24 protein-coding genes and 2 tRNA genes are annotated in these 22,622 nt (G+C 71.9%); 11 read left to right on the top strand and 15 right to left on the bottom strand.

Annotation, left to right across the window (positions count from 1 at the left end):
• Positions 1-102 precede the first annotated feature (102 nt).
• From RMN98_RS04765 to RMN98_RS04735, 7 genes are all read right to left on the bottom strand, one after another.
• Positions 103-175: transfer RNA gene (locus tag RMN98_RS04765), tRNA-Ala, on the bottom strand.
• A gap of 71 nt (positions 176-246) precedes the next feature.
• Positions 247-1,059 carry a hypothetical protein gene (locus RMN98_RS04760; protein ID WP_309647653.1) on the bottom strand — a complete coding sequence of 271 codons (813 nt, stop codon included), beginning with the start codon at positions 1,057-1,059 and terminating at the stop codon, positions 247-249.
• 96 nt (positions 1,060-1,155) lie between these two features.
• Positions 1,156-1,710, bottom strand: coding sequence for a GNAT family protein (locus RMN98_RS04755; protein WP_309647652.1), 555 nt, complete (start codon positions 1,708-1,710; stop codon positions 1,156-1,158).
• 40 nt (positions 1,711-1,750) lie between these two features.
• Positions 1,751-2,242: a molybdenum cofactor synthesis domain-containing protein gene (locus tag RMN98_RS04750; RefSeq protein ID WP_309647651.1), complete on the bottom strand. Its 492-nt coding sequence runs from the start codon at positions 2,240-2,242 to the stop codon at positions 1,751-1,753.
• Positions 2,239-2,724: a cyclic pyranopterin monophosphate synthase MoaC gene (gene moaC / locus RMN98_RS04745; RefSeq protein WP_309647650.1), complete on the bottom strand. Its 486-nt coding sequence runs from the start codon at positions 2,722-2,724 to the stop codon at positions 2,239-2,241. The genes RMN98_RS04750 and moaC overlap by 4 nt, the downstream gene beginning before the upstream one ends.
• Positions 2,717-3,964 (bottom strand): gephyrin-like molybdotransferase Glp, encoded by a 1,248-nt coding sequence (gene glp, locus RMN98_RS04740; protein ID WP_309647649.1) that lies wholly within the window; start codon positions 3,962-3,964, stop codon positions 2,717-2,719. The genes moaC and glp overlap by 8 nt, the downstream gene beginning before the upstream one ends.
• Positions 3,957-5,345: a UTP--glucose-1-phosphate uridylyltransferase gene (locus RMN98_RS04735; protein WP_309647648.1), complete on the bottom strand. Its 1,389-nt coding sequence runs from the start codon at positions 5,343-5,345 to the stop codon at positions 3,957-3,959. The genes glp and RMN98_RS04735 overlap by 8 nt, the downstream gene beginning before the upstream one ends.
• Before the next feature lie 53 nt (positions 5,346-5,398).
• Between RMN98_RS04735 and RMN98_RS04730 the strand changes: the two genes are divergently transcribed.
• Positions 5,399-5,962 carry a 5-formyltetrahydrofolate cyclo-ligase gene (locus RMN98_RS04730; protein WP_309647647.1) on the top strand — a complete coding sequence of 188 codons (564 nt, stop codon included), beginning with the start codon at positions 5,399-5,401 and terminating at the stop codon, positions 5,960-5,962.
• Positions 5,963-5,968: 6 nt separating this feature from the next.
• Here RMN98_RS04730 and RMN98_RS04725 read toward each other — a convergent pair whose 3' ends face one another.
• Positions 5,969-8,599, bottom strand: coding sequence for a penicillin acylase family protein (locus tag RMN98_RS04725; RefSeq protein WP_309647646.1), 2,631 nt, complete (start codon positions 8,597-8,599; stop codon positions 5,969-5,971).
• A 107-nt stretch (positions 8,600-8,706) separates the two neighbouring features.
• On the opposite strand from RMN98_RS04725, the gene RMN98_RS04720 reads away from it, so the two are divergent.
• The 3 genes from RMN98_RS04720 to RMN98_RS04710 all read left to right on the top strand — a co-directional run bounded on the left by RMN98_RS04720 (position 8,707) and on the right by RMN98_RS04710 (position 10,158).
• Entirely contained in the window at positions 8,707-9,021 is a 315-nt protein-coding gene (locus tag RMN98_RS04720) for an FmdB family zinc ribbon protein (protein WP_309647645.1), read from the top strand.
• Between the two features lie 80 nt (positions 9,022-9,101).
• The gene (locus tag RMN98_RS04715) at positions 9,102-9,734 is read left to right on the top strand and encodes an SAF domain-containing protein (RefSeq protein WP_309647644.1); all 633 of its coding nucleotides are present in this window, start codon (positions 9,102-9,104) and stop codon (positions 9,732-9,734) included.
• 55 nt (positions 9,735-9,789) lie between these two features.
• Positions 9,790-10,158, top strand: coding sequence for an MscL family protein (locus RMN98_RS04710; RefSeq protein WP_309647643.1), 369 nt, complete (start codon positions 9,790-9,792; stop codon positions 10,156-10,158).
• Positions 10,159-10,186: 28 nt separating this feature from the next.
• Here the strand turns inward: RMN98_RS04710 and RMN98_RS04705 are convergent, their stop codons facing one another.
• A complete protein-coding gene (locus RMN98_RS04705) occupies positions 10,187-10,372 on the bottom strand; it encodes a hypothetical protein (protein ID WP_309647685.1) in 186 nt (61 codons plus the stop codon).
• Entirely contained in the window at positions 10,372-11,613 is a 1,242-nt protein-coding gene (locus tag RMN98_RS04700; RefSeq protein ID WP_309647642.1) for an LCP family protein, read from the bottom strand. The genes RMN98_RS04705 and RMN98_RS04700 overlap by 1 nt, the downstream gene beginning before the upstream one ends.
• Before the next feature lie 150 nt (positions 11,614-11,763).
• Here RMN98_RS04700 and RMN98_RS04695 point away from each other — a divergent pair.
• A tRNA-Arg gene (locus tag RMN98_RS04695) sits at positions 11,764-11,836 on the top strand.
• Between the two features lie 30 nt (positions 11,837-11,866).
• Positions 11,867-13,063, top strand: a complete 1,197-nt coding sequence (locus RMN98_RS04690; RefSeq protein ID WP_309647641.1) for a YibE/F family protein — start codon at positions 11,867-11,869, stop codon at positions 13,061-13,063.
• A gap of 12 nt (positions 13,064-13,075) precedes the next feature.
• On the opposite strand, the gene RMN98_RS04685 is transcribed toward RMN98_RS04690, so the two are convergent.
• On the bottom strand, positions 13,076-14,254 hold the full coding sequence (locus tag RMN98_RS04685) for a saccharopine dehydrogenase NADP-binding domain-containing protein (RefSeq protein WP_309647640.1): 1,179 nt from the start codon (positions 14,252-14,254) through the stop codon (positions 13,076-13,078).
• Positions 14,255-14,304: 50 nt separating this feature from the next.
• Here RMN98_RS04685 and RMN98_RS04680 point away from each other — a divergent pair, with 50 nt between their 5' ends.
• Together RMN98_RS04680 and RMN98_RS04675 are read left to right on the top strand one after the other, a co-directional pair.
• Complete coding sequence (locus RMN98_RS04680; RefSeq protein WP_309647639.1) at positions 14,305-14,574, top strand: DUF2277 domain-containing protein; 270 nt, start codon at positions 14,305-14,307, stop codon at positions 14,572-14,574.
• Positions 14,571-15,395, top strand: a complete 825-nt coding sequence (locus RMN98_RS04675) for a Sir2 family NAD-dependent protein deacetylase (RefSeq protein ID WP_309647638.1) — start codon at positions 14,571-14,573, stop codon at positions 15,393-15,395. Before RMN98_RS04680 ends, RMN98_RS04675 begins: the two co-directional genes overlap by 4 nt.
• Here RMN98_RS04675 and RMN98_RS04670 read toward each other — a convergent pair.
• Entirely contained in the window at positions 15,388-15,753 is a 366-nt protein-coding gene (locus tag RMN98_RS04670; protein ID WP_309647637.1) for a hypothetical protein, read from the bottom strand. The genes RMN98_RS04675 and RMN98_RS04670 overlap by 8 nt on opposite strands.
• A gap of 194 nt (positions 15,754-15,947) precedes the next feature.
• Positions 15,948-16,634, bottom strand: a complete 687-nt coding sequence (locus tag RMN98_RS04665; protein WP_309647636.1) for a metal-dependent transcriptional regulator — start codon at positions 16,632-16,634, stop codon at positions 15,948-15,950.
• A gap of 78 nt (positions 16,635-16,712) precedes the next feature.
• Here RMN98_RS04665 and RMN98_RS04660 point away from each other — a divergent pair, with 78 nt between their 5' ends.
• Genes RMN98_RS04660 through RMN98_RS04650 form a run of 3 tightly spaced genes read left to right on the top strand, consistent with a single transcriptional unit; the run spans position 16,713 to position 20,376 of the window.
• Positions 16,713-18,035, top strand: coding sequence for a deoxyribodipyrimidine photo-lyase (locus RMN98_RS04660; protein ID WP_309647635.1), 1,323 nt, complete (start codon positions 16,713-16,715; stop codon positions 18,033-18,035).
• Positions 18,032-18,784: a hypothetical protein gene (locus RMN98_RS04655; RefSeq protein ID WP_309647634.1), complete on the top strand. Its 753-nt coding sequence runs from the start codon at positions 18,032-18,034 to the stop codon at positions 18,782-18,784. The genes RMN98_RS04660 and RMN98_RS04655 overlap by 4 nt, the downstream gene beginning before the upstream one ends.
• On the top strand, positions 18,781-20,376 hold the full coding sequence (locus tag RMN98_RS04650; RefSeq protein ID WP_309647633.1) for a glycoside hydrolase family 13 protein: 1,596 nt from the start codon (positions 18,781-18,783) through the stop codon (positions 20,374-20,376). The genes RMN98_RS04655 and RMN98_RS04650 overlap by 4 nt, the downstream gene beginning before the upstream one ends.
• On the opposite strand, the gene RMN98_RS04645 is transcribed toward RMN98_RS04650, so the two are convergent.
• Positions 20,360-20,803 carry a MarR family transcriptional regulator gene (locus tag RMN98_RS04645; protein WP_309647632.1) on the bottom strand — a complete coding sequence of 148 codons (444 nt, stop codon included), beginning with the start codon at positions 20,801-20,803 and terminating at the stop codon, positions 20,360-20,362. The genes RMN98_RS04650 and RMN98_RS04645 overlap by 17 nt on opposite strands.
• Positions 20,800-22,368: an MDR family MFS transporter gene (locus RMN98_RS04640; protein ID WP_309647631.1), complete on the bottom strand. Its 1,569-nt coding sequence runs from the start codon at positions 22,366-22,368 to the stop codon at positions 20,800-20,802. Before RMN98_RS04640 ends, RMN98_RS04645 begins: the two co-directional genes overlap by 4 nt.
• Positions 22,369-22,622 lie beyond the last annotated feature (254 nt).

Below are 22,622 nucleotides of genomic sequence, written 5' to 3'. Positions count from 1 at the left end.
GTCGGTCCGCTCGATCGGCGACTGCGCGGTGCCGCCCGCGCGCCGGGCATGAGAAAGGCCCGCAACCGGCGTCTCTGCTGGCTACGGGCCGAATCTGATGGGTGGAGCTGAGGGGATTCGAACCCCTGACCTTCTCATTGCGAACGAGACGCGCTACCAACTGCGCCACAGCCCCATCACGTCGTCGGGGTGACCGACGGCGCGGGTCGAAACGTTAGCACCAGCCGTGCGGGCCGGCCGAATCGGTCAGGACCCGGTCGCCCGGCGGGTCTCGTCGTCCTTGCGGGCGGCTTTGGCGGCACGCTCGGCCTCCTCGGCCCCACGGGCGAGAGCGCTGTCGATCTCGGTGCGACCCGAGGTCCAGACGCCGGTGGAGTCGAGGTCGATGGTGCGGACGGTGCGGCGGGTGGCTGGCTCCTTGGTGACGTACGTCGGGAGGGTCACCGGCACCAGGTCCCAGGCGTCCGGATCACGGGGTCGCTCGACCGCGACCGTCTCCTCGACGACCGCCACGATCTCCTCGGTGACGGGGCCGTCGACCTCGGTCGGCTCCTCGACCACGAGCGGCAACCGGCCGGTGGGGGCCACCGCACGCTCGCGCTTGACCATCACGCGGCACGCGACCAACCAGGCGACGAGCAGGCCCGCGGGGACGGCGAGGTAGGGCACGGCGACGACGGACGTGGCGGCGAGGACCGCGGCGACGACGTTGGCGACCAGGATCAGCGAGACGACCCGCAGCCGACGCTTGGCAGCGAGGCGAGCGGCCTCACGGCGGGCGCGGAGCGGGACGGGGGTGGGCGGTGCCGCCACGGGCGCGGCCGGGGTCGCGACGGCGACGCTCGTCGACTCCGCGGTGGCAGCGGGCCGGCCCGGCACGACGAGCCGGGCGCTGCTGCGGCTGGTCGGCTCGCGACGGGCCAGCACACGCATCGTGTGGGAGAAGCGGTCCACCGAGCGGGTGCGGGCCACCTCCTCGTGGTGCTTGAGCGCCTTGGGGACGAGGTAGACGGCCCAGGCCACTGCCAGGGCTACGAAGATGAGTGCGCTCAGGTCCACGGGACTGAGGTTAGGTTCGCTACCCCGATCTGGGGCGGATGTCTAGTGGTGTGTCGCAAATTGCTCGTGTTGCTGATGTGATTTCTGGGTCTGCTCTCAGGTGGCGGCGTCCAGCCGCGCCACCATCCCGCCCGGACACTCCTCGACGGTGACGGCGTAGATCCGGTGGTCGCGCCACGCGCCGTCGATGTGCAGGAACCGCGGGGCGTAGCCGACCTCGCGGAGCCCGAGCTTCTCCACCACGCGCAGGGAGTTGGAGTTCTCCGGGCGGATCGCGATCTCGATGCGGTGCAGGCCGGCGGTGGTGAAGCAGTGGTCGATCGCCATCGCGACGGCGCGCGGCATGACCCCGCGGCCGGCGACGTCGCGGTCGAGCCAGTAGCCGATCGAGGCGAACTGCGCCGAGCCTCGCACGATGTTGTTGACCGTGAGCTGCCCCGCGAAACGGCCGTCGACCTCCACGGCGAAGGGGTAGGTCGTGCCCCGGTCGGCCTGGTGGCGCAGGCGTCGTACGAGCACGCGGAACGTCGTGGCACGCGCGGTCGAGCCGGGAGGCACCGTGGCGTCCCAGGGCAGCAGCCAGGCGGCGTTGCGCTGACGGGCCGAGCGCCAGGCATGGACGTCACGCCGGGCCAGCGGCCGCAGCGTCACGACCGGGGACGTGCCCGAGGAGAGGCGGACCGGCCAGGCCTTAATGGTCGCTCCCGACGATCTGCTCGACGGCGTGCACCAGGATCGGACGCAGCACCTCGAGACCGTCCTTCACGCCCCCGCGCGAGCCGGGCAGGTTGACCACCAGCGTGCGCCCGGCGACGCCGGCCAGGCCTCGCGACAGCATGGCTGTGGGGATTCCGGCCGCGACGCCGTAGGACCGGATCGCGTCGGCGATGCCGGGCACCTCGCGGTCGAGCAGCGGCCGGGTCGCCTCGGGCGTGCGGTCGGTCGGGGTGAGCCCGGTGCCGCCGGTCGTCAGCACGGCCCGCGCACCGGCCGCGATCGCGGCGGCGATGGCCTCGCCCACCGGCTCCCCGTCCGGTACGACGACAGGAGCGTCGACGACGAAGCCGAGCTCGGCCAGGAACGACACGATCAGCGGGCCGGTCGTGTCCTCGTAGACGCCGGCAGCGGCGCGGTTGGACGCGACGACGACGGTGGCGGGCAGCCCCTCGGCACCTGAGGTCATCGCGACCAGTCCCCGGACTTGCCCCCGGTCTTGGTCTCGACGCGCACGTCGGTGATCACGGCGGCCTTGTCGACCGCCTTGACCATGTCGATGACGGTGAGCGCGGCGACCGAGACGGCGGTCAGCGCCTCCATCTCCACACCGGTGCGGTCGGTGGTGCGCACGGTCGCGAGGATCTCGACGGCGTCGTCGGTGACGCTCAGGTCGACCGACACGGCCGACAGGGCGAGCGGGTGGCACAGCGGGATCAGCGCGGGCGTCTGCTTGGCGCCCATGATGCCCGCGAGCCGTGCGACGGCGAGGGTGTCGCCCTTGGGCACGCCCTCCCCGCGCAGCAGCGCGATCACCTCGGCCGACAGCAGCACGCGACCGGACGCGCGAGCCTCGCGCGCCGTGACGTCCTTAGCGGAGACGTCGACCATGCGGGCGGCTCCGCTCGCGTCGACGTGCGTCAGCCCGCCCTGTCCCCCGGCGTCAGCCATCGGTTGCTCCTCTGTCCAGCACCACGACCTGCACCTGCGCGCCGTCGACGACCTCGGTGAGCTCCTCGGGCACGACGATCAGGGCGTTGGAGGCCGCGAGGTCGCCCACGAGGTGCGACCCGGAGCCGCCGACCGCCTTGACGGTCACCGTGGCGCCGGCCTCGTCGCGGGAGAAGCGTCCGCGAAGGAACTGGCGCTTGCCCGACAGCGACGACACGCCACCCTCGAGCGTCGCGGTGACGGTCGGCTCGACGATCGGCTGCAGGCCCATCAGCGTGCGCATGGCCGGGCGGACGAACAGCTCGAAGGAGATGTAGGCCGACACGGGGTTGCCCGGCAGCGTGAAGATCGGGACCTGCCGCTCACCGACCACCCCGAAGCCCTGCGGCTTGCCCGGCTGCATCGCCACGCCACCGAACCAGACGGTGCCGAGCGTGCGCAGCGCGGCCTTGACGACGTCGAAGTCGCCCTGGGACACCCCACCTGAGGTGACGACGACGTCAGCACCCTCGAGCTGCTCGTGCAACAGCGTGAGGAACGCGTCCTGGTCGTCGGGGACGATGCCGACCCGGCGGGCGACCCCGCCGGCGCGCGCGACCGAGGCCGCGAGGAGGTAGGAGTTGCCGTCGTAGATCGAATCGGCGCCCAGCTCCTCGCCAGGGGCGCGCAGCTCGGAGCCGGTCGAGAGGATGACGACGACGGGTCGCGGCCGCACGCGGACCGTCGGGCGACCGACGGAGGCCAGCAGCCCGAGGTGACGCGGCCCCAGCGGGGTGCCCGCGGAGATCAGGTGGTCGCCCTCGCGGACGTCACCGCCCGCGCGGCGGATGTGCTGGGCCTCGGCGGGCGCCTGGGTGATCCGCACGACCGTGGCGCCACGGTCGGACCACTCGTAGGGGACGACCGCGTCGGCACCCTCCGGCATGGGCGCTCCGGTCATGATCTTGGCGACCGTGCCGGGCGCGATCCCCGCGGGGCCGGCCCTGCCCGCACCGATCTCGCCGACCACGGGCAGCTCCACGGGGGCGTCCTCGGCGGCGCCCAGGACGTCCTCTCGGCGCACGGCGTAGCCGTCCATCGCGGAGTTGTCGAAGCGCGGCAGGGACAGGGGGGCGGTGACGTCGTCGACGCAGACCAGGCCGAGCGCGTCCAGCAGCGCGACCTCGACGGGCGCCGCGGGGACGAGGTCGGCGAGGACCTTGGCGCGGAAGTCGTCGACCGACAGGAGGGCGTCAGCCATCCGTCGGGCCGCCCAGCACCGTCGCCGGCGCGACCCGCTGCGCGGAGGTGGCGTCGAGGGCGACGTCGCCGACGATCTGCACGCCCTTGCCGAAGGTCCAGTCACCCTCGACCTTGAGCGAGGTGGCCTGGCGCATCGAGGGCGCACCCTCGGGGAAGCGCTTGTCGAACTCGCCGACCAGCTTGTAGTGGTCGGTGTCGAGGTCGACGAACGGCAGCTCGCTGGCGACCTGGTCGAGCACGAAGTCGGCGCCGATCTCGTAGACGTCGGAGCGCAGCACCAGCAGGTCGTTGGTCGTCTTGACCGGCACGAAGCGGTCACGACCGACCTCGATCAGCTGCGAGCCCTCGAAGACCTCGATCGCCGCGCCCATGGCGGTCTCGACCTGGATCACCTCGGGGGTCGAGGAGTCGCCGGGGTCCACGTTCTTGACGTTGCGGATCAGCGGCAGGCCGAGGATTCCCTGGCGGACGTCGAGGGCCTCCTTCATCGCGACCAGGTCGAACCACAGGTTGTTGGTCGAGGTGTAGCGGTGGCGGTCGAGGTCGGCCAGGGACGCGGCGTCGCCGGGAGGTGTCTGGGCGGTCTCGCGCAGGACGATGCGGCCGTCGTTCTTGCGACGGGCGAAGTGGCCGCCCTTGCGGTCGGAGGCGGTGCGGCGCACGGCCTCGATCGCGAAGGGCGCGCCCGAGGTGGCGAACCAGCCCGCGACGCGCGCGTCGGGCACAGCGCCGAGGTTGTCGGAGTTGGACACGAAGACGTAACGGAAGCCGCGCTCGATGAGCAGGTCGAGCACGCCGGTGCCGCGCAGGGCGGTGTAGAGGTCGCCGTGGCCGGGTGGACACCACTCGAGGTCGGGGTCCTTGGGGTAGCTGACCGGTGAGAGGTCCTTGGCGAGGAGCTTGGGCTCCTTGTTCTGGAGGAACTCCAGCGGCAGGCCCTCGACCGGCAGCGCGTCGTAGCGGCCGAGCGCGGCCAGGGTGTCCGCGGAGGTGCGGAAGGAGTTCATGAAGATCAGCGGCAGCGTGGCGTCGTAGTGCTCACGCATGTGCAGGACCTGGCGGGCGATGATGTCGAGGAAGGACAGCCCGCGACGCACGCACAGGAGGGACTTGGCACGGTCCATGCCCATCGACGTGCCGAGGCCGCCGTTGAGCTTGATGACGGCGGTCGCGCGGACAGCCGCGGCGGCATCCTCGTCGGACACCTGCACGTCGGTCAGGGCCGGCATGTCGACGGGGTCGATCGACGTCTCCGGGATCATCCCGGTCTCGCCGTGCTCGAGGAGTCGGAAGTAGTGGGCGAAGGTCTCGATCGCGACCTCGTCCACCCCCGCGTCGAGCATCTTGTCGCGCGCCTTGTTCAGTCCAGCACTACCCATGCCACCGATCGTAGGCTTCACCGGTGTCCCCGTCGCAACCCAGTCCAGGTCCGATGGCCAAGGCGGCGTTGCGCGACCAGCTGCTCACCGCCCGTCGACGACGCCCCCTGGTCGAGATCAGCCAGTCAGCACGGGCGATCTGCGCCCACCTCGTCGCCGCCGATCCCGTACGCCGGGCCGCCAGCGTCGCGGCGTACGTCTCGGTCGGCACGGAGCCCGGCACCTCTCCCCTGCTGGACGCACTGGTGGCGGCCGGCAAGCGGGTGGTCCTGCCGGTGCTGCTCCCCGACGGCGACCTCGACTGGGCGGCCTACGAGGGGGCGGCGTCGCTCGCCCCGGCCCGGCTCGGCCTGCTCGAGCCCACCGGGCTCCGGCTCGGCGTCGACGCGATCGCGACGCCCGACGTCGTCCTGGTGCCGGGTCTCGCGGTCGACGACCGCGGGATGCGGATGGGGCGAGGCGGCGGGTCCTACGACCGGGCGCTGGCCCGGGTTCCCGTCGGGACGTTCACCTGCGTGCTGCTCTTCGACGGCGAGGTCGGCTGCGACGTGCCCGTCGAGCCCCACGACCGGCCGGTCGCCGCGGCCGTCACGCCGAGCGGCCTGTGCGTCTTCTAGGGCGTCCTAGTCCTCCGGCGGCACCAACAGCAGCGTGTCGGCCGCGGAGGCGAGGACGTCGTCGCGGCTGAAGGCCCACGGCAGCGTCTCGCCCTCGACCCACAGCTCGGTCTGGTCGGTGTAGTGCTCGCTGAAGGGGTGCCCGGAGACCCCGGTCAGGTTGATCCACCGCGAGTCGTCGAGGTCGGAGAGCGACACGACCATGCGCATCGAGGGGGCTGCGGTCACGGCATAGCCCTCGGCGGCGTCCCACGAGGTGGCGTCGACGGTGGCGCTGCCGCCACCGACCTCCCAACCCTCGCGGTTGAAGAGCCGCTCGACCACGCCGATGCCCGACTCGCCCAGCGTGCTCGAGCGCAGGTCGAGCGTGTGCAGGGCACCCCACGACCAGTCGCCGGCGCGCGGCGCCAGGAGGGCGGTCATCTCGTTGCGGGCCGCGAGCAGCGCCGCGCGGATGACGTCGTCACGGGTCTCGACCTCCAGCTCGGTGGTGACGTCGTCCCACCAGGGCGAGTTGGGCTCGGTGAACAGGCGCTCCATGACCGCCATCCAGCGCTGGCCGCCGTCGGGCCAGACGTCCTCGGGCAGGTCGTCGTGGAAGGTCAGCTCGAGCAGGTTGCGCCACGTGACGTTGTAGTAGGCAGCGGCGGCGCTCTCGGCGGGCTGGTCGAGGTCCCAGTCGTCGAGCAGGCGCTGACCGTCGTCGTTGTAGCCGCGACGCAGCTCGACGTCGAGCAGGTAGGGCACCAGCGAGGCTGCCAGCGGGTTGCGGTCGTCGAGCTGGAGCTCGGCCATCTCGGCCATGGAGAGCTCGCCTTCCTCCTCGAGCAGCTCGCGGATCCGCTGCGAGCGGAAGCCACGGTCCCAGTCGTCGGTGAGGAAGTAGGGGTAGTCGTCGTCGGCCACGACGGCCTGGTTGGCCGCGACGACGAAGCCCTCCTCGGGGTCGAGCACGTTGGGCAGGCCGTCGAAGGGGACGTACTCCCCGGTCCAATCGTTCTCCGAGCGCCACCCGGCCGAGGGCAGCAGCCCGTCGTTGCCGGACTTGCGGATCGGGATCGAGCCGGGCGCCTGGTAACCGATGTGCCCCGCGGTGTCGGCGAAGACGAGGTTCTGCGCCGGCACCGCGAAGTCGGCGGCGGCCGCGCGGAAGGAGTCCCAGTCGGTGGCGGCGTTGAGGCCCAGGATCGCGTCGGCCGTCGGCGACGGCGTGAGGGCCGTCCAGGCCAGGGACACGGCGTACTCCTCGCCGGGCGCGAGGTCGGCCGGACGCGACAGCGGCGCGACCTCGCCCACCTCGGCGAGCTGGTCGTCGACGTCGGAGAGGATCGGTCCGTGCGCGGTGGCACGGATCGTGACCTCCACGTCGTCGCCGCCGGCGACCTCGACGGTCTCGGTGCGCACGGTCAGCGGGCGGTCGCGACCGTCGTGGCGCCAGGTGTCGCCGGTGACGCGCTCGACGTAGAGGTCGGTCACGTCGGGTCCGAGGTTGGTGAAGCCCCACGCGATGTCGGCGTTGTGGCCGATGATCACGCCCGGCACGCCGGAGAAGGTGAAGCCCGCGACGTCGATGGGGCAGGCCGCCGAGATCTCGCGGCAGTGCAGGCCCATCTGCATCCACACGCCGGGCATCCCGATGCCGAGGTGGGGGTCGTTGGCCAGCATCGGCTCGCCGGTCGAGGTGTGGTCGCCGTCGACGACCCAGGAGTTGCTGCCGATGCCGTCGCCGCGCCCCAGCCAGGCCGGCAGCCGCTCGAGGCCCTCGCGCAGCGACGCCAGCGGCGCGACCTGGTCGGCGGTGAAGGCGGGTCGGCGCGGGTTGCGGGTGCCACCGGTCGTGGCGTCCTGCTCGAAGACCCCGTCCACGACCCTGCCCTGGTCGACGATCGGCGCCTGGCCGTCGGCGTCGTAGGCCGGGTAGAGCTCCGCGGCACGGTCCGGCCCGACCGCCTCGGTCGTCAGGACCCGGTCGATCTCCTCCCCCATGTTGCCGCGCAGGTCCCAGGCCATCGCCTTGAGCCAGGCGAGCGAGTCGACGGCCGTCCAGTCCTCCGGGACGTAGCCCAGGCCACCGGCGTTGAGCACGGTGTACTCCAGCGCGATCTCCGACGGGGAGTGATCCGCGAGGTAGGCGTTGACCCCGTCGGCGTAGGACTCCAGGGCGGCGCGGGTGTCGGGCTCGATCAGCGCCAGCTCACGCTCGGCGACGCGGCGCCAGCCCATCGTGCGCACGTAGAGGTCGGTCTCGAGGGCGTCCTCGCCGAACATCTCCGCCAGGCGCCCGGCCGTGGCGTGCCGACGCACGTCCATCTCGAAGAACCGCTCCTGGGCCTGCACGTAGCCCTGGGCGCGCATCAGGTCGTCCATCGTGTCGGCGTAGACCTGCGGGATCCCGTGCTCGTCGCGGACGACCTCGACGCTCGCCCCGAGGCCGGGCACCTCGATCGTGCCGGACGTCTGCGGGAGCGGACGGCGCGCCAGCACGACGGCCGTGGCGAGGCCGGCGACGAGCAGCAGGACCAGCCCGACGGCGCCGTACGACGTCACGCGCAGGGCGCGCGGCAGCGATCGGAAGGTCTGCCACCGGGTGCGCTGGGCGCGCGGGGCGGGCTCGGGCGGCGCTGTGTCCTCGGTCATGGCGACACTCATTGTCGCCGTGCCTTAGAATTGGCAGTCGTCAGGGCGGAGTGCCAGAACGGGACCCCAAGACCCCCTCCGCACCGACGCGCCACCTGAGGAGAACCGTGCCGACCTACCAGTACGCCTGCACCGAGTGCAGGCACGACTTCGAGCAGTTCCAGAGCTTCAGCGACGACACGCTCACGGAGTGCCCGCAGTGCCAGGGCAAGCTCCGCAAGGTCTTCAACGCCGTGGGCGTCGTCTTCAAGGGCTCGGGCTTCTACCGCACCGACAGCCGCTCGAGCGCGACCGCCTCCGAGCCGGCCGCCTCGTCCTCCTCGTCCGGCGACAGCAGCTCCTCCACGCCGGCCAAGACCGACACCACGACGGCGAAGAAGGCCGACCCCAAGCCGTCGACGCCGGCCCCCTCCGCGTCCTGACCCTCCCTCGCGCGCCCCGGCCCTGCCGTGGCCTGTGGAGAGCCGCTCCGCGCCGGCGTGCCCTGGCCTAGCGTCGGGGCATGGAGCCCCTGAGCCGCGTCCGCCGCGTCGTCCTCGCCGTACGACGAGCCGTCCTGCGCCGTCGTCGACTGCTGGCCGCAGCACTCACGGCCGTGGCGGTGGCGGCCGGGCTGCACGCGGTCGCCGCACCGCCCGAGCGGACGACCGGGGTCGTGGTCGCGGCCCGGGACCTGCCCGTCGGCGCCGTGCTCGCCCCCGGCGACCTGACGACGGTGGACCTCCCGCCCGACGTGGTCCCGCCCGACGTGGTCGACGACCCGCTGGGGCGGGTGCTCGCGGGGCCGGTGCGCGCGGGCGAGCCGCTGACCGACGTGCGCCTGGTGGGGCCCGACCTCGTCGCCGGCCGCTCCGACCTGGTGGCGGCGCCGGTGCGCCTGCCCGACGCCGCGATGGCCGACCTGCTGCGCGTCGGCGACGTCATCGACCTGGTGGCAGCCGACCCGCAGCGCGCCACCAGCCACGTGGTCGCGAGCGAGGTGCCGGTCCTCGCCCTGCCGGGAGACCGGGACCTCAGCGGGGCCAGTGCCCTCCCGGGCAGGCTGGTCGTGGTCGGCCTGGGAGGACGGGACCTTGGTCCTGTCTCTGTCGCATCGGTGCGATCCTTCGTGACATTCACCTGGAGCAGCCGATAGTTTCACCGGGACCGCGGGGCACCCGCCTCACCTCTCGAACTCCAAGGAGCGGCTCATGTCAGGGTTCAAGAACTTCATCCTCCGCGGCAACCTCGTCGACCTGGCCGTCGCGGTCATCATCGGCACCGCGTTCACCGCGGTCGTCACGGCCTTCACCGGCATGCTGATGTCGGCCATCGCCAAGGTCAGCGGCGGCAAGGAGCCCAACTTCGACACCTTCGCTCCCGGCGACGTGCTGATCGGCCCGTTCCTCACCGCCATGGTGGCGTTCCTGATCCTGGCCGCGGTCGTCTACTTCTTCGTCGTCACGCCCTACGTCAGGGCGAAGGAGAAGTTCTTCCCCAGCCCGCAGCCGGGCACCCCCGAGGACGTCCGGCTGCTCCAGGAGATCCGCGACCTGCTGGCCAACCGCCCGCAGGTCTGACCCACCGCATCGACGAAGCGGTGCCGTCTCACCCGTGGTGAGGCGGCACCTGAGCCTTGAGCCACGCCTCGAAGGCGTCCTCGGCGGGCGCCGACCCCGGGTCCCGCTCGTCGCTGGTCGTGTCCGGCAGGGCATCGCCGAAGATCGCCGCGAGCCGCTTCCTGCGGGCCCACGTCGACTCGGCGACCGCCCGGTCCTCCGGCTGGCCCGCCATCAGGCGCACAGCCCGGCAGCCTCGCGGGCCGCGGTCACGTCCTCGTCGGGCTCGCTGGGCGACGCCCCGTCGCTCGGGGAGGCGCCATCGCTGGGCGAGCCGGAGCCGGGCAGCTCGCCGGCGTTGATCGCGCCCGAGCTCAGGCGGCGGCTGAGCGGCTCGTCGTCGACGACCTTCTGCCACACGTCGTCGGCCTCGGGCAGCCACACGACGCGGCCCTCGAAGCCCTCGCGGGTGTCGTACTCGAACGGGACGGTGACGAACTTGATGTTGTCGAGACCGATGTTCTTGAAGCCCAGGCCGGCCTTGCCGATCTTGAAGACGTTCTCCAGGCCCGGGTCGACGATCAGGGACTTGGTGGCGGCGTTGAGGAAGCCGACCAGCCGGTCGAAGCGGGCCAGGGTCCCCCCGGAGACGACCTTGTTGGCCATGGCGGCGATGAACGCCTGCTGGCGCGCGATGCGCCCGATGTCGGAGCCGTCGCCGAGCGTGTAGCGGGCCCGGACGTAGTTGAGGGCTTCCTTGCCGCGCACCTCGCGGGTGCCGGCCGGGATGTTGATGCCGTGCTCGGGGTCCTCGATGTCCTCGGGGATGCAGACCTCGACGCCGTCGATCGCGTCGACCATGTCGCGGAAGCCGGAGAAGTCGACGACGACGAAGTGGTCGACGAAGACCCCGGTCAGCTGCTCGAACTGCTGGATCGTGCACGCGGGCCCACCGAGTGCGAAGGCGGTGTTCCACTGCTCGTTCTCGCCCCCGGGGATGGTCTCGCCGTCCTCGGTCCTGCAGTCGGGACGGGTGACCAGGGAGTCGCGGGGGATGCTGACGCCGTAGGCCTGCTTCCGGTCCGCCGAGAGGTGCATCAGGATGGTGGTGTCCGAGCGGGCGCCGTCGCCGGTGAGCCCGTCGATGTTGTTGCCCTCGCCCTCGCGGCTGTCGGAGCCCATCACCAGGATGTTGAGCGGCTCCTGCGGGACGTCGGAGGCCTGACGCTGCTTCTCGGGGCGGTTCTCGAGCTGGCTCGAGACGTCGAGCACCGTGAGGTTGTCGTTGAGGTGGCGGTAGATGAAGACCACCGACAGGCCCGTGACCATCCCCAGGACGATCAGCGAGCTGAGGAGCACCTTGCCCACGACGTGGGTCCGGGGCGCCTTCGCGCGGCGTCGACCCTTGCTCGTCGTGGCAGCCGAGACCTGCTCAGCAGCACTCTGCTCAGCGGGGTTCGACTCGGCGTCGGACATGCATCACCCTTCGGGGCGGGGTCGTGGTCGCACCTGCTCATCGTGACGGACAGCTCAAATAGTCTCCCTGACCGACCAGTAAGGCCAAACCGGCGACGAGCGGGCCCGCATTCGTCACCGTGGCGTCGTGCTGACAAAATGCTTCACCAAGCCCCAGTAGCTCAGTGGATAGAGCAGCCGCCTCCTAAGCGAAAGGTCGCAAGTTCGACTCTTGCCTGGGGCACAGAGCAGCCAGGACGACTCCAGGAGACCCATGGGCCACGGACACGGTCACTCCCACCGCGCGGGCGGTGAGGACGACTTCCAGGTCGACCGGACGCCGCGCCTGGTGCTCCTGACCGCCCTGGCCCTCGTCGCGGTCGTCACGCTCGTCGGGCTGGCACTGCTCTGGCCCGACCGCGAGGCCGCCGACCAGCTCCAGGGGTCGGTGGGCTTCGCGGCCGAGGGCGTGACGTTCCCCGAGGCGGTGGTGCGCGAGGTGCAGCGCGCGTGCGCCGCCGACGAGAACCCCGCCGAGGCCGGGTGCGGGCGGATCCGGGCGGTCGTCGACGAGGGTGCGAGCGAGGGCACCCAGGTCCTGGTCGACGTACCCCCTCAGATCAGCGACTCCGGCCTCGATCCCGGCGACCGGATCGAGCTGGTCCGACAGCCGCAGGAGGGCGAGGGCCAGTTCGGCTACTTCGGCACCGAGCGCTCCAGCCCGCTGTGGATCCTGACGATCGCCTTCGTCGTCGTGGTCCTCGGGATCGCCCGTCTGCGCGGCCTCATGGCGCTGCTCGGCCTTGCCTTCGCCAGCGTCGTGGTGCTCGGCTTCGCGGTCCCGGCGCTGCTCACCGGCGAGCCGGGCATCCCCGTGGCCCTGGTCGCGGCCACCGCGATCATGTACGTCGTCCTCTACACGACCCACGGCTTCTCGATCCGCACCAGCACGGCGCTCGCCGGCACCCTGGCCGGCCTCGCGATCACCGCCGTGGTCGGGTGGTGGGCGGTGCGTTCGACGCACCTGTCCGGCATCGCCGACGAGAGCGGCGGCTTCCTGACGACCTTCGCCAGCGAGATCAACTTCCAGGGCCTCCTGACGGCCGCCGTGATCATCGCCGGGCTGGGCGTGCTCAACGACGTCACCATCACCCAGTCGTCGGCCGTCTGGGAGCTGCGCGCGGCGTCGCCGACCATGAGCCGCACCGAGATCTTCACCAGCGGCATGCGGATCGGGCGCGACCACATCGCCTCGACGATCTACACGATCGTCTTCGCCTACGCCGGCACCGCGCTCACGCTGCTGCTCGTGCTCCAGCTCTACGACCGGCCGATGACCGACCTGATCGGCACCGAGGAGATCGCCGAGGAGATCGTGCGCTCGCTGACCAGCAGCATCGGTCTCGTGCTCGCCGTGCCGATCACGACCTTCATCGCCGCCCTCACCGTGCCTGGGTCTCGCGAGGCCTGACTGTCCCCGGCCTCAGGCCAGCGCCTCGAAGGTGATGCCCTGGGCGTGCAGACGGGCAAGCAGGTTGTCGCCCATCGCCTGGGCGGTGGTGACCTGACCAGCGGTGCTCGGGTTGTCGTCGAAGGCCAGGCACAACGCCGACTCGGCGAGCATCTTGGCGGTCTCGCCGTAGCCCGGGTCGCCTCCGGAGACGCGCGTGTGGATGGTGCGACCGTCACCCTCGCCGATGAAGTCGACGGTGAACCACGACTTCTCACGCTTCGACGCGTCGGGGCCCTCCCCCTGCTTGATCCGACCGAGCATCAGGTTGCGCAGCGGCTTGAGCTGCGCGGCCAGCGCGATCGCGCCGACCCCGGCCGCACCGCCCGCGGCGTAGTGCAGCGTCTTGGTGCCGGCGAAGTGGGAGTAGCGGAACGTCGGGCCGTACGACGCCAGGGCGGCCCCCGACCGCTGGACGACGAACGGGTCGATCGTCGGCATCGGGAGCAGCCAGAAGCCGAGCTGCTTGTCACGATGGGGCTTGCCACCGACCGCGCGCGAGGAGCGACCTTCGGCCGGCTTCGGCTCGACCCGACGACGAGCCGTGGAGGCCTCCTTCATCTGCTTGGGCCGCGACATGGCGGTCATCGCGGAGTGGAAGGTGCCACCGGAGAACATGCCGCTCGCGCGGACCACGCCCCGCACGGAGACCGGCCCGGACGCGGCGAGCTGCTGCACGGTGTACATCGCGCCCAGGTCGTGCGGGATGGAGTCGAAGCCGCACGCGTGCACCAGCCGGGCCCCGGAGGCGACGGCGGTGGCGTGGTGCGCGACGTACATCCGGTCGACGAACTCCGGCTCACCGGTGAGGTCGACGTAGTCGGTGCCGGCCTCCGCGCACGCTGCGACGAGCGGCTCGCCGTGGGTGAGGTAGGGGCCGACGGTGGTGATGACGACCTTCGTGCGCCCGGCGACGTCGGCCAGCGAGGCCGGGTCGGCGGCGTCGGCCACGAGCAGCGGCAGGTCGGCCAGCTCGGGGCGGTCGGCCGCGAGGTGCGCGCGGACCCGCTCGAGCTTCTCCTGGCTGCGGCCCACCAGGGCCCAGCGCAGCCCGGTCGGGCCGTGCTCGGCGAGGTAGGCGGCGGTCAGGCCACCGGTGAAGCCGGTCGCCCCGAAGAGGACCAGGTCGAACTCGCGGGAGGTGTCATCCATGGAGTCATCGTGGCATCTCGCGACGCCGTGCTGCGACGTAGTCTCGTCCCATGTGCCGCAACATCCGCCCGCTCAACAACTTCGAGCCCCCGGCCACGCGCGACGAGGTCACGGCGGCCGCGCTGCAGTACGTCCGCAAGGTCAGCGGGACCACCAAGCCCTCGCAGGCCAACCAGGCCGTCTTCGACCAGGCGGTGCGCGAGATCGCGCACCTCACCCAGCACCTGATCGACGACCTGGTCACCACCGCGCCGCCCAAGGACCGTGGGGCCGAGGCCGCGAAGGCCCGGGCGCGCGCCGAGCTCCGCTACGCCCGGTGACCCAGACCTCGGTCGACGAGCGCGATGCCGCGCTCGCCCTGCTCCTCGGCCGCCCCCTCGTCGTGCTGACCGGCGCCGGGCTGTCCACCGACTCCGGGATCCCCGACTACCGCGGCCCGGGCTCCCCCTCACGCATGCCCATGACCTACCAGGAGTTCGTCTCGGGTCCGGAGGCACAGCAGCGCTACTGGGCGCGCAGCCACCTGGGGTGGGGCCGCATGCGGCGCGCCGAGCCCAACGCCGGCCACCGCGCGCTCACGGCGCTCGACCCGACCCTGCTGATCACCCAGAACGTCGACGGACTGCACGAGGCCGCCGGGTCACGGCAGCTGGTGGCGCTGCACGGCCGGATCGGCGACGTCGTGTGCCTCTCGTGCCGGGCGACGACGTCGCGGCGGTCGCTGCACGAGCGGCTGGCCGCCCTCAACCCGGGCTTCGAGGAGCGGCACGCCCTCGTCGAGACCCGTCCCGACGGCGACGTCGACCTCGAGGAGACCGCGGGCTTCGTGGTGCCCGGGTGCGTCGACTGCGGCGGGGCCCTCAAGCCGGACGTGGTGTTCTTCGGCGAGAACGTCCCGCTGCCGCGCGTCGAGCGCTGCTACGCCTCCGTCGACGCCTTGGCCGAGACGGACGGGGCGCTGCTGGTCGCGGGCTCCAGCCTGACCGTGATGAGCGGTTTCCGCTTCGTCCGCCGGGCGACCACGCTGGGCGTGCCGGTCGTGATCGTCAACCGGGGCGCGACCCGCGGCGACGACCACGCAACGGTGAAGCTCGAGATCGGGTGCACCGACTTCCTGGAGGCGCTGGTCGCGGTCAGCTGACCAGCTGCACGGGGCTGAGGTCCTCGGGGGTGTCGGCCACGCGTCCCCGCACCTCCCCGAGCAGGTCGGCCACCTCGTGGACCTGGCTGCGCTCCACCGACATCGGCGAGCCCGAGAGCCGCTCGGCAGCGAGGTCGGCCGGCAGCCGGACGCCCAGGCGCAAGCGGTAGGTGGTGTCCTCCAGGGTGAAGCCCACCTCCTCGACGACCGCGGCGTGGAAGCCCCCGTCGGCATCGAGGATGATCACCGACTCCTCGTGGTCGAGCCCGCGCTCGAGCCGAGTCTCGCTGTGCAGCACCTTCACGGACGCGCACTTGGCCAGCGCGTCGGCGTAGATGGGGACGGCGATCAGCTCCATGGTGCTACCTCCTCTGGGAGAGGCCCCCCGGCCACTCCCCCTGAGAACGCGCGACGGTGCGGCGCGGTTACGGTCTCGGAACCAATGGTCTACCTCCGGAGGTATAAATCTCAAGTACATGTCCGGGGTGTCGATGGTGAGGGGTGGAAGTCCCTCCACGTGGTCAGAAGTCCGTCACACGACGAAAACGCGCGTCAGAGGCGTCGTACGAAGATGTGATCGGCCGCGTCGGGGGCGATCTCGGCGGTCTCCCCGCCCGAGCCGACGAGGACTCCCTCACCCGTCGCGATGATCGTGACGGTCTTGTCGGGGATGGCCCCCACGCGTCGCATGGCGCTCATCAGGGACTCGTCCTTCTGCATCTCCTCGGAGATGCGGCGCACCAGCACCCGGACCTCCTCGGGCCCGGCTGCCTGCGCGAGGGACTCGACCCCGTCCATGAACTCCTCGCCGACGGCGCTCTGGCCGAGCTCCTCGAGGCCGGGGATCGGGTTGCCGTAGGGCGACTCGGTCGGGTGGTCGAGCAGCTCGAGGAGCCGGCGCTCGACGGTCTCCGACATCACGTGCTCCCAGCGGCAGGCCTCCTCGTGCACCAGCTCCCAGTCGAGCCCGATGACGTCGGTGAGCAGCCGCTCGGCGAGCCGGTGCTTGCGCATCACCCGCGTGGCGAGCTGGAGGCCGACCTCGGTGAGCTCGAGGTGCCGGTCGCCCTCGACGGTCAGCAGCCCGTCGCGCTCCATGCGCGCCACCGTCTGCGAGACGGTCGGCCCGCTCTGGTGGAGACGCTCGGCGATGCGTGCGCGCAACGGCACGATGCCCTCCTCGACCAGCTCGTAGATGGTCCGGAGGTACATCTCGGTGGTGTCGATCAGGTCGCTCACCCACCCATTCTTACGCATGACCGCTCTTTCGCCCGCCTGGCCTACTCCCGGTGGAGCGGTCCTGGCAGGCTGGAGGCGATGCCTGCCGTGATGTGGTTCCGCCGCGACCTCCGCCTCCGTGACAACCCCGCCCTCCTCGCGGCCGTCGCCGAGGGAGACGTCCTCCCGCTCTTCGTGCTCGACCCCGCGCTGTGGGGCCCGGCGGGCGCGGTGCGCCGCGCCTACCTGGGCGCCTCGCTGCGCTCGCTGGCCGCCGACCTGCCGCTGTGCGTCGTCCACGGTGACCCCGTACGACGGGTGGTGCAGGCCGCGCGCGAGGTCGGGGCCGCGCAGGTGCACGTGGCCGCGGACTTCGGTCCCTACGGCCGCGAGCGCGACGAGCGGGTCGAGGCGGCCCTGGCCGAGGCCGGGATCGAGCTGGTGCGCACCGGGTCCTCCTATGCCGTGGCGCCGGGCCGGGTGACGAGCGGCAGCGGGGCGCCCTACAAGGTCTACACACCCTTCTCCAAGGCCTGGGCCGACCACGGGTGGCGCGGCCCGGTCGACGCCCCCTCCGACGTGACCTGGCTGTCGGTCGGCGACACCGTCGAGATCCCTGACGAGGCCTCCCCCGACGGCGTCGAGCTGCCCCCCGCAGGAGAGCAGGCCGCCCACGATCGCTGGGCCGACTTCCTCGACCGGGTCGCCGACTACGACGACGACCGTGACAAGCCCGGCGTCGAGGGCACCTCGCGGATGTCGGTCCACCTCAAGTGGGGCGAGATCCACCCCCGCTCGATGCTCGCCGACCTCGCGCCTCTGCGCAGCGCCGGCGCCGCGACGTACCGCAAGGAGATCGCGTGGCGGGAGTTCTACGCCGACGTCCTCGCCGCCCAGCCGCACACGGCGCGCGACTACCTGCGGCCCGACTACGCCCGGATGCGCTACGACGATCCAGGCACCCGGCTGGTGGCCTGGAAAGAAGGGCGCACCGGTTTCCCGGTCGTCGACGCGGGGATGCGCCAGCTGCGCGCGACCGGCTGGATGCACAACCGGGTGCGGATGATCGTGGCCAGCTTCCTGGTCAAGGACCTGCACCTGGAGTGGCAGCACGGCGCGCGGCACTTCATGGAGTGGCTCGTCGACGGCGACCTGGCCTCCAACCAGCACGGCTGGCAGTGGACCGCGGGCAGCGGCACCGACGCGTCGCCCTACTTCCGGGTCTTCAACCCGACCAGCCAGGGCAGGAAGTTCGACCCCCGCGGCGACTACGTGCGGCGCTGGGTTCCCGAGCTCGCCGACGTGGCCGACCCGCACGACCCGAGCCCCGACGACCGCGACCTGGTCGGCTACCCTCCGCCGGTCGTCGACCATGGCGAGGAACGCAAGGAGGCGCTCGCGCGCTGGGAGGAGATCCGATGACCGAGCTCATCGTGCCGAGCCGCTTCTGCGGGCCGCCCTCGTCGGGCAACGGCGGTTGGACCGCAGGAGCCCTGGCCACGCTGGTCGACGACGGCGGGTCGCTCGGGGCGACGGTGACCGTCTCGCTGCGCCAGCCCCCGCCCCTCGACACCCCGATGCCGGTGGCCGAGGACGACGGCTGGACCGTGGCGTCGTACGACGGCAGGGCAGCCGTGCGCGCACGCGTCGACGAGCGCCCGCTCACCACCGTGGAGCCGGTCGCGCTCGACGAGGCCCTGGCCGCGGAGGCCCGCTTCCCCGGCCTGGAGCACCACCCCTTCGCCACCTGCTTCGCGTGCGGCACCGCACGGGACGAGGGCGACGGCCTGCGGATCTTCCCGGGCCGCGTCGACGACGTCGACGGCTTCACCCGTGCGGCGGCGACCTGGACGCCGCACGTCAGCACGGCGGACCCGGACGTCGAGGCGGGCGAGGACGCGCACGCCTCCCTGCCCGCGACCTGGGCCGCCCTCGACTGCGTCGGCGCCTGGGGCGCCGACTTCGGCGAGCGGCTGATGGTGCTGGGCTCGATGACCGCCAGGATCGACGCACGACCGAGGATCGGAGAACCCCACGTGGTGATCGGCAGCTCCCGCGGGCAGGACGGCCGCAAGACCTTCACGGCGGCGACCCTCTACGACGCGGACGGGCGCGTGGTCGGCACCGCCGAGCACCTGTGGATCGCGATCGACCCGGCAGCGTTCGCATGAGCGCGCCCGGGACCGTCGGGGCCGAGTGGTGGCGGCACGCGGTCGTCTACCAGGTCTACGTCCGCAGCTTCGCCGACGGCGACGGCGACGGGGTCGGCGACCTGCCCGGGATCACCTCGCGGTTGCCCTACCTGCGCGACCTCGGCGTCGACGCGGTGTGGCTGACGCCGTTCTACCGCTCGCCCCAGCACGACCACGGCTACGACGTCGCCGACTACACCGACGTCGACCCGCTCTTCGGCTCGCTCTCGGACGCCGACGACCTGCTCGCGACGGCGCACGACCTCGGGCTCAAGGTGATCGTCGACCTGGTCCCCAACCACACCTCCAGCGACCACGTGTGGTTCCAGGCCGCCCTGGCGGCGGAGCCGGGCAGCCCCGAGCGGGCGCGCTACCTCTTCCGCACCGGCCGTGGTGACGACGCGAGCGAGCCGCCCAACAACTGGATGTCGGTCTTCGGCGGGCCGGCGTGGACCCGGGTCGGCGCCCCGGGTCGGTGGAGCGACCAGTGGTACCTCCACCTCTTCGACACCAGCCAGCCCGACCTCGACTGGCGCAACCCCGAGGTCGCCGCGATGTTCGTCGACGTGCTGCGCTTCTGGCTCGACCGCTCGGTCGACGGCTTCCGCGTCGACGTCGCCCACGGCCTGCTCAAGGAGGCGAGCCTGCGCGACCAGCAGCGCGCGGACGTCGGGGCCGGGGAGACCTTCGAGGTCGGCGGCCACGAGGACGACGAGCCGATGTGGGACCAGCCCGAGGTCCACGACGTCTACCGGCAGTGGCACGCGGTGCTCGCCGACTACGACGGCGACCGCATGGCCGTCGCCGAGGCCTGGACCACGACCGTCGAGGCCAACGCCCGCTACGTCCGCTCCGACGAGCTGCACCAGGCCTTCAACTTCGACTGGGTGATGGCGCCATGGTCGGCCGAGGCGTTCGCCGAGGTCGTCACGACCACCCTGCCCGCGATGACGGCCGTCGGCGGAGCGCCCACGTGGGTGCTCAGCAACCACGACGTGCACCGCCACGCCACGCGCTACGGCGGCGGCGAGAGCGGCCGGGCGCGGGCCCGAGCCGCGACGCTGGTCTCGCTGGGCCTGCCCGGCTCGGCCTACCTCTACCAGGGCGAGGAGCTCGGGCTCGAGGAGGTCGACGTCGCCCCCGACGACCGGCAGGACCCGTCCTGGTTCCGGACCGGCAAGCCCGGTCGGGACGGCTGCCGCGTGCCGATGCCCTGGGCGGGCGACCACCCGCCGTACGGCTTCGGACCCGGGACGGGGCAGCCCTGGCTGCCGCAGCCGGACAGCTGGGCGGCGCTGACCGTCGAGGCGCAGGCGGGCGACGAGCGCTCGACGCTGGAGTTCTACCGGCGCGCGCTGGCGGCCCGGCGGCGCTGGACCGATGCTCCCGACGAGGTGTCTGTCGACGTCGTGGGCGACGTGCTGACCGTGGTGCGGGGCGACCTCACGATCGTGCTCAACTGCGGCTCGTCACCGGCGCCCCTCCCGGCCGGGACCGTCGTGGCGGCGAGCGGGCCGGTGGACGACGTCCTCCCCGCCGACACCGCGGTGTGGCTCACTCCGGCTGGCTGAGCGCCTGGTTGTAGCGGCCGAGCTCCTCGACGAAGCCGGAGAGCTCGGCCTCCGACCAGTCGCCGAGCTGCTCGTCGAGCCACTTGCGACGGTGCTCGGTGACGTCGGCCAGCCGACGGCGGGCGTCGTCGCTGGCGTCGAGCAGCGAGGCACGGCCGTCCTCGGGGTCCTGGCTGCGGTCGACGAGGCCGAGGTCGACCAGGTGCTGGACCTGGCGGCTGATCGCCCCCTTGTCGATGGCGAAGATCTCCGCGATCGCCGACGAGCGGGTGGGGCCGTGCTCGGCGAGGTAGGACAGCATCAGGTAGGACGAGGGCTGCAGCTCCTCGTGCACCAACCGCGCCCGCACCCCGATCACCCGCTTGACGCGGCGCACGAGCACGCCGACCTCCTGCTCGAGCTGGCGCAGCGAGTCGGTGCGGGTCATGCCTGCACCGTAGCGGTGTCGGCGCCCTCGCGATCCTCGGCCGGGACGTCGTTGGTGGTGCGCAGCGGCACCTCCTTGATGAACAGCACGCACAGCAGTGCGACGGCCGCGAACGGGGCGGAGACCAGGAACAGGAGGCCGACCGCATCACCGAAGGACGACTCGTAGAGCGCGCGCACCGGCGCCGGGAGGGTGCTCAGGTCGGGGATGGAGTGGCTCTCGTGGGGCGTGGACTCCACACCCATCGAGCTGAGGCCGTCGCGGACGCTGGAGGCGACCTGCGAGGCGAGCAGCGCACCCAGGGCCGAGACGCCGATCGAGCCGCCCATCGAGCGGAAGAACGCGACGACCGAGCTGGCGGCCCCCATGTCCTCGATGCGGGTGTTGTTCTGCACGGCGAGCACGAGGTTCTGCATGGTGGCACCGAGGCCGAGTCCGACCAGCGCCATGGAGGCACCGACCAGGACCAGGTCGGTCTTCTCGTCGATCTGGCCGAGCAGGGCGAGGCCGACGATGACCAGGACCATGCCGCCGACGAGCCATCGCTTCCACAGGCCCGTGCGGGTGATGATGCGCCCCGTGGCGATGGAGGAGACCAGCAGCCCGCCGACCATCGCGATCGACATCAGGCCGGCCTGGGTGGGGCTCATCCCGCGGGCGAGCTGGAAGTACTGCGACAGGTAGACCGTCGCGCCGAACATCGCGATGCCGACCATGACGGAGGCTGCGGTGGCGAGTGCCGTCGTACGGTCCTTGAAGAGGCGCAGCGGGATGATCGGGTCGTCGGCGACGCGGGCCTCGACGTAGAGCGCCGCGGCGATGACGAGCGCGCCACCGACGAGCATGACGGCCGTGGTGGCGGAGACCCAGTCGAACTGCTGGCCGGCGAGCGAGACCCAGATGAGCAGGATGCTGACACCGGCGACGATGAGGGTGGCGCCGAGGTAGTCGATGCTGACGTCGCGCCTGACGACGGGCAGGTGCAGCGTGCGCTGGAGCACCACGAAGGCGAGGGCGGCGACCGGCAGACCGACGAAGAAGCAGCCGCGCCAGCCCAGCGGGCTGTCCACGATCAGTCCACCGATGAGGGGGCCACTGACCGTGGCGAGCGCGAAGACGGCGCCGATGTAGCCGGAGTAGCGGCCCCGCTCGCGCGGGCTCACCATCGTGGCGATGACGACCTGCACCAGGGCGGTGAGACCGCCGACGCCGAGGCCCTGGACGACCCGGGCCCCGATGAGCACACCCATCGTGGGGGCGAAGGCCGCGACCAGCGAGCCGACCGAGTAGATCACCAGCGCCGACTGGACCAGCAGCTTCTTGCTGAAGAGGTCGGCCAGCTTGCCCCAGATGGGCGTGGTGGCCGTCATGGCGAGCAGTGTCGAGACCACGACCCACGTGTAGCCGGTCTGGCTGCCGTCGAGGTCGGTGATGATCCGCGGCAGGGCGTTGGTGACCACGGTGCTGGAGAGCATCGCCACGAACATCGCGAGGAGGAGGCCACTGAGGGCCTCCATGATCTCGCGGTGCGACATCTGCCGCGTCTGCCCCGACTCCTCGGGCATGGACGAGGTCCCTGAGGCGGGCCCGGGCGTGGACCCGGATGCGGACGGGGTGACGACCTGCGACACGGAAGCTCGATTCATGATCACTAGAAGGTTGACTTCCGCAACCATATTCCTGGTTCGTTGCTCCCGGCAACCAGATGTGTCCCACCCCACCCGGCCCCGTACGCCGAGGCGGCGCGATGTTGCACCCCGTACGCCGAGTCGGCGCGATGTTGCACCCCGTACGCCGAGTCGGCGCGATGTTGCACAGT

It is taken from the genome of Nocardioides sp. (genome assembly GCF_031397825.1).
In the GTDB taxonomy this organism is placed as follows: Bacteria; Actinomycetota; Actinomycetes; order Propionibacteriales; family Nocardioidaceae; genus Nocardioides.
Note: the sequence above shows the minus strand (reverse complement) of the source record. Positions and strands in the feature narration are given on the sequence as shown.

Excerpts from the sequence above, each read along its gene's own strand:
- RMN98_RS04660 (WP_309647635.1), top strand. The coding sequence starts at position 16,713 with ATGCCTGCCGTGATGTGGTTCCGCCGCGACCTCCGCCTCCGTGACAAC.
- RMN98_RS04685 (WP_309647640.1), bottom strand. The coding sequence starts at position 14,254 with ATGGATGACACCTCCCGCGAGTTCGACCTGGTCCTCTTCGGGGCGACC.
- glp (WP_309647649.1), bottom strand. The coding sequence starts at position 3,964 with ATGGCTGACGCCCTCCTGTCGGTCGACGACTTCCGCGCCAAGGTCCTC.
- RMN98_RS04650 (WP_309647633.1), top strand. The coding sequence starts at position 18,781 with ATGAGCGCGCCCGGGACCGTCGGGGCCGAGTGGTGGCGGCACGCGGTC.
- RMN98_RS04735 (WP_309647648.1), bottom strand. The coding sequence starts at position 5,345 with ATGGGTAGTGCTGGACTGAACAAGGCGCGCGACAAGATGCTCGACGCG.
- RMN98_RS04715 (WP_309647644.1), top strand. The coding sequence starts at position 9,102 with ATGGAGCCCCTGAGCCGCGTCCGCCGCGTCGTCCTCGCCGTACGACGA.
- RMN98_RS04655 (WP_309647634.1), top strand. The coding sequence starts at position 18,032 with ATGACCGAGCTCATCGTGCCGAGCCGCTTCTGCGGGCCGCCCTCGTCG.
- RMN98_RS04640 (WP_309647631.1), bottom strand. The coding sequence starts at position 22,368 with ATGCCCGAGGAGTCGGGGCAGACGCGGCAGATGTCGCACCGCGAGATC.
- RMN98_RS04645 (WP_309647632.1), bottom strand. The coding sequence starts at position 20,803 with ATGACCCGCACCGACTCGCTGCGCCAGCTCGAGCAGGAGGTCGGCGTG.
- RMN98_RS04705 (WP_309647685.1), bottom strand. The coding sequence starts at position 10,372 with ATGGCGGGCCAGCCGGAGGACCGGGCGGTCGCCGAGTCGACGTGGGCC.
- RMN98_RS04670 (WP_309647637.1), bottom strand. The coding sequence starts at position 15,753 with ATGGAGCTGATCGCCGTCCCCATCTACGCCGACGCGCTGGCCAAGTGC.
- moaC (WP_309647650.1), bottom strand. The coding sequence starts at position 2,724 with ATGGCTGACGCCGGGGGACAGGGCGGGCTGACGCACGTCGACGCGAGC.
- RMN98_RS04730 (WP_309647647.1), top strand. The coding sequence starts at position 5,399 with ATGGCCAAGGCGGCGTTGCGCGACCAGCTGCTCACCGCCCGTCGACGA.
- RMN98_RS04680 (WP_309647639.1), top strand. The coding sequence starts at position 14,305 with ATGTGCCGCAACATCCGCCCGCTCAACAACTTCGAGCCCCCGGCCACG.
- RMN98_RS04700 (WP_309647642.1), bottom strand. The coding sequence starts at position 11,613 with ATGTCCGACGCCGAGTCGAACCCCGCTGAGCAGAGTGCTGCTGAGCAG.
- RMN98_RS04750 (WP_309647651.1), bottom strand. The coding sequence starts at position 2,242 with ATGACCTCAGGTGCCGAGGGGCTGCCCGCCACCGTCGTCGTCGCGTCC.
- RMN98_RS04710 (WP_309647643.1), top strand. The coding sequence starts at position 9,790 with ATGTCAGGGTTCAAGAACTTCATCCTCCGCGGCAACCTCGTCGACCTG.
- RMN98_RS04725 (WP_309647646.1), bottom strand. The coding sequence starts at position 8,599 with ATGACCGAGGACACAGCGCCGCCCGAGCCCGCCCCGCGCGCCCAGCGC.
- RMN98_RS04690 (WP_309647641.1), top strand. The coding sequence starts at position 11,867 with ATGGGCCACGGACACGGTCACTCCCACCGCGCGGGCGGTGAGGACGAC.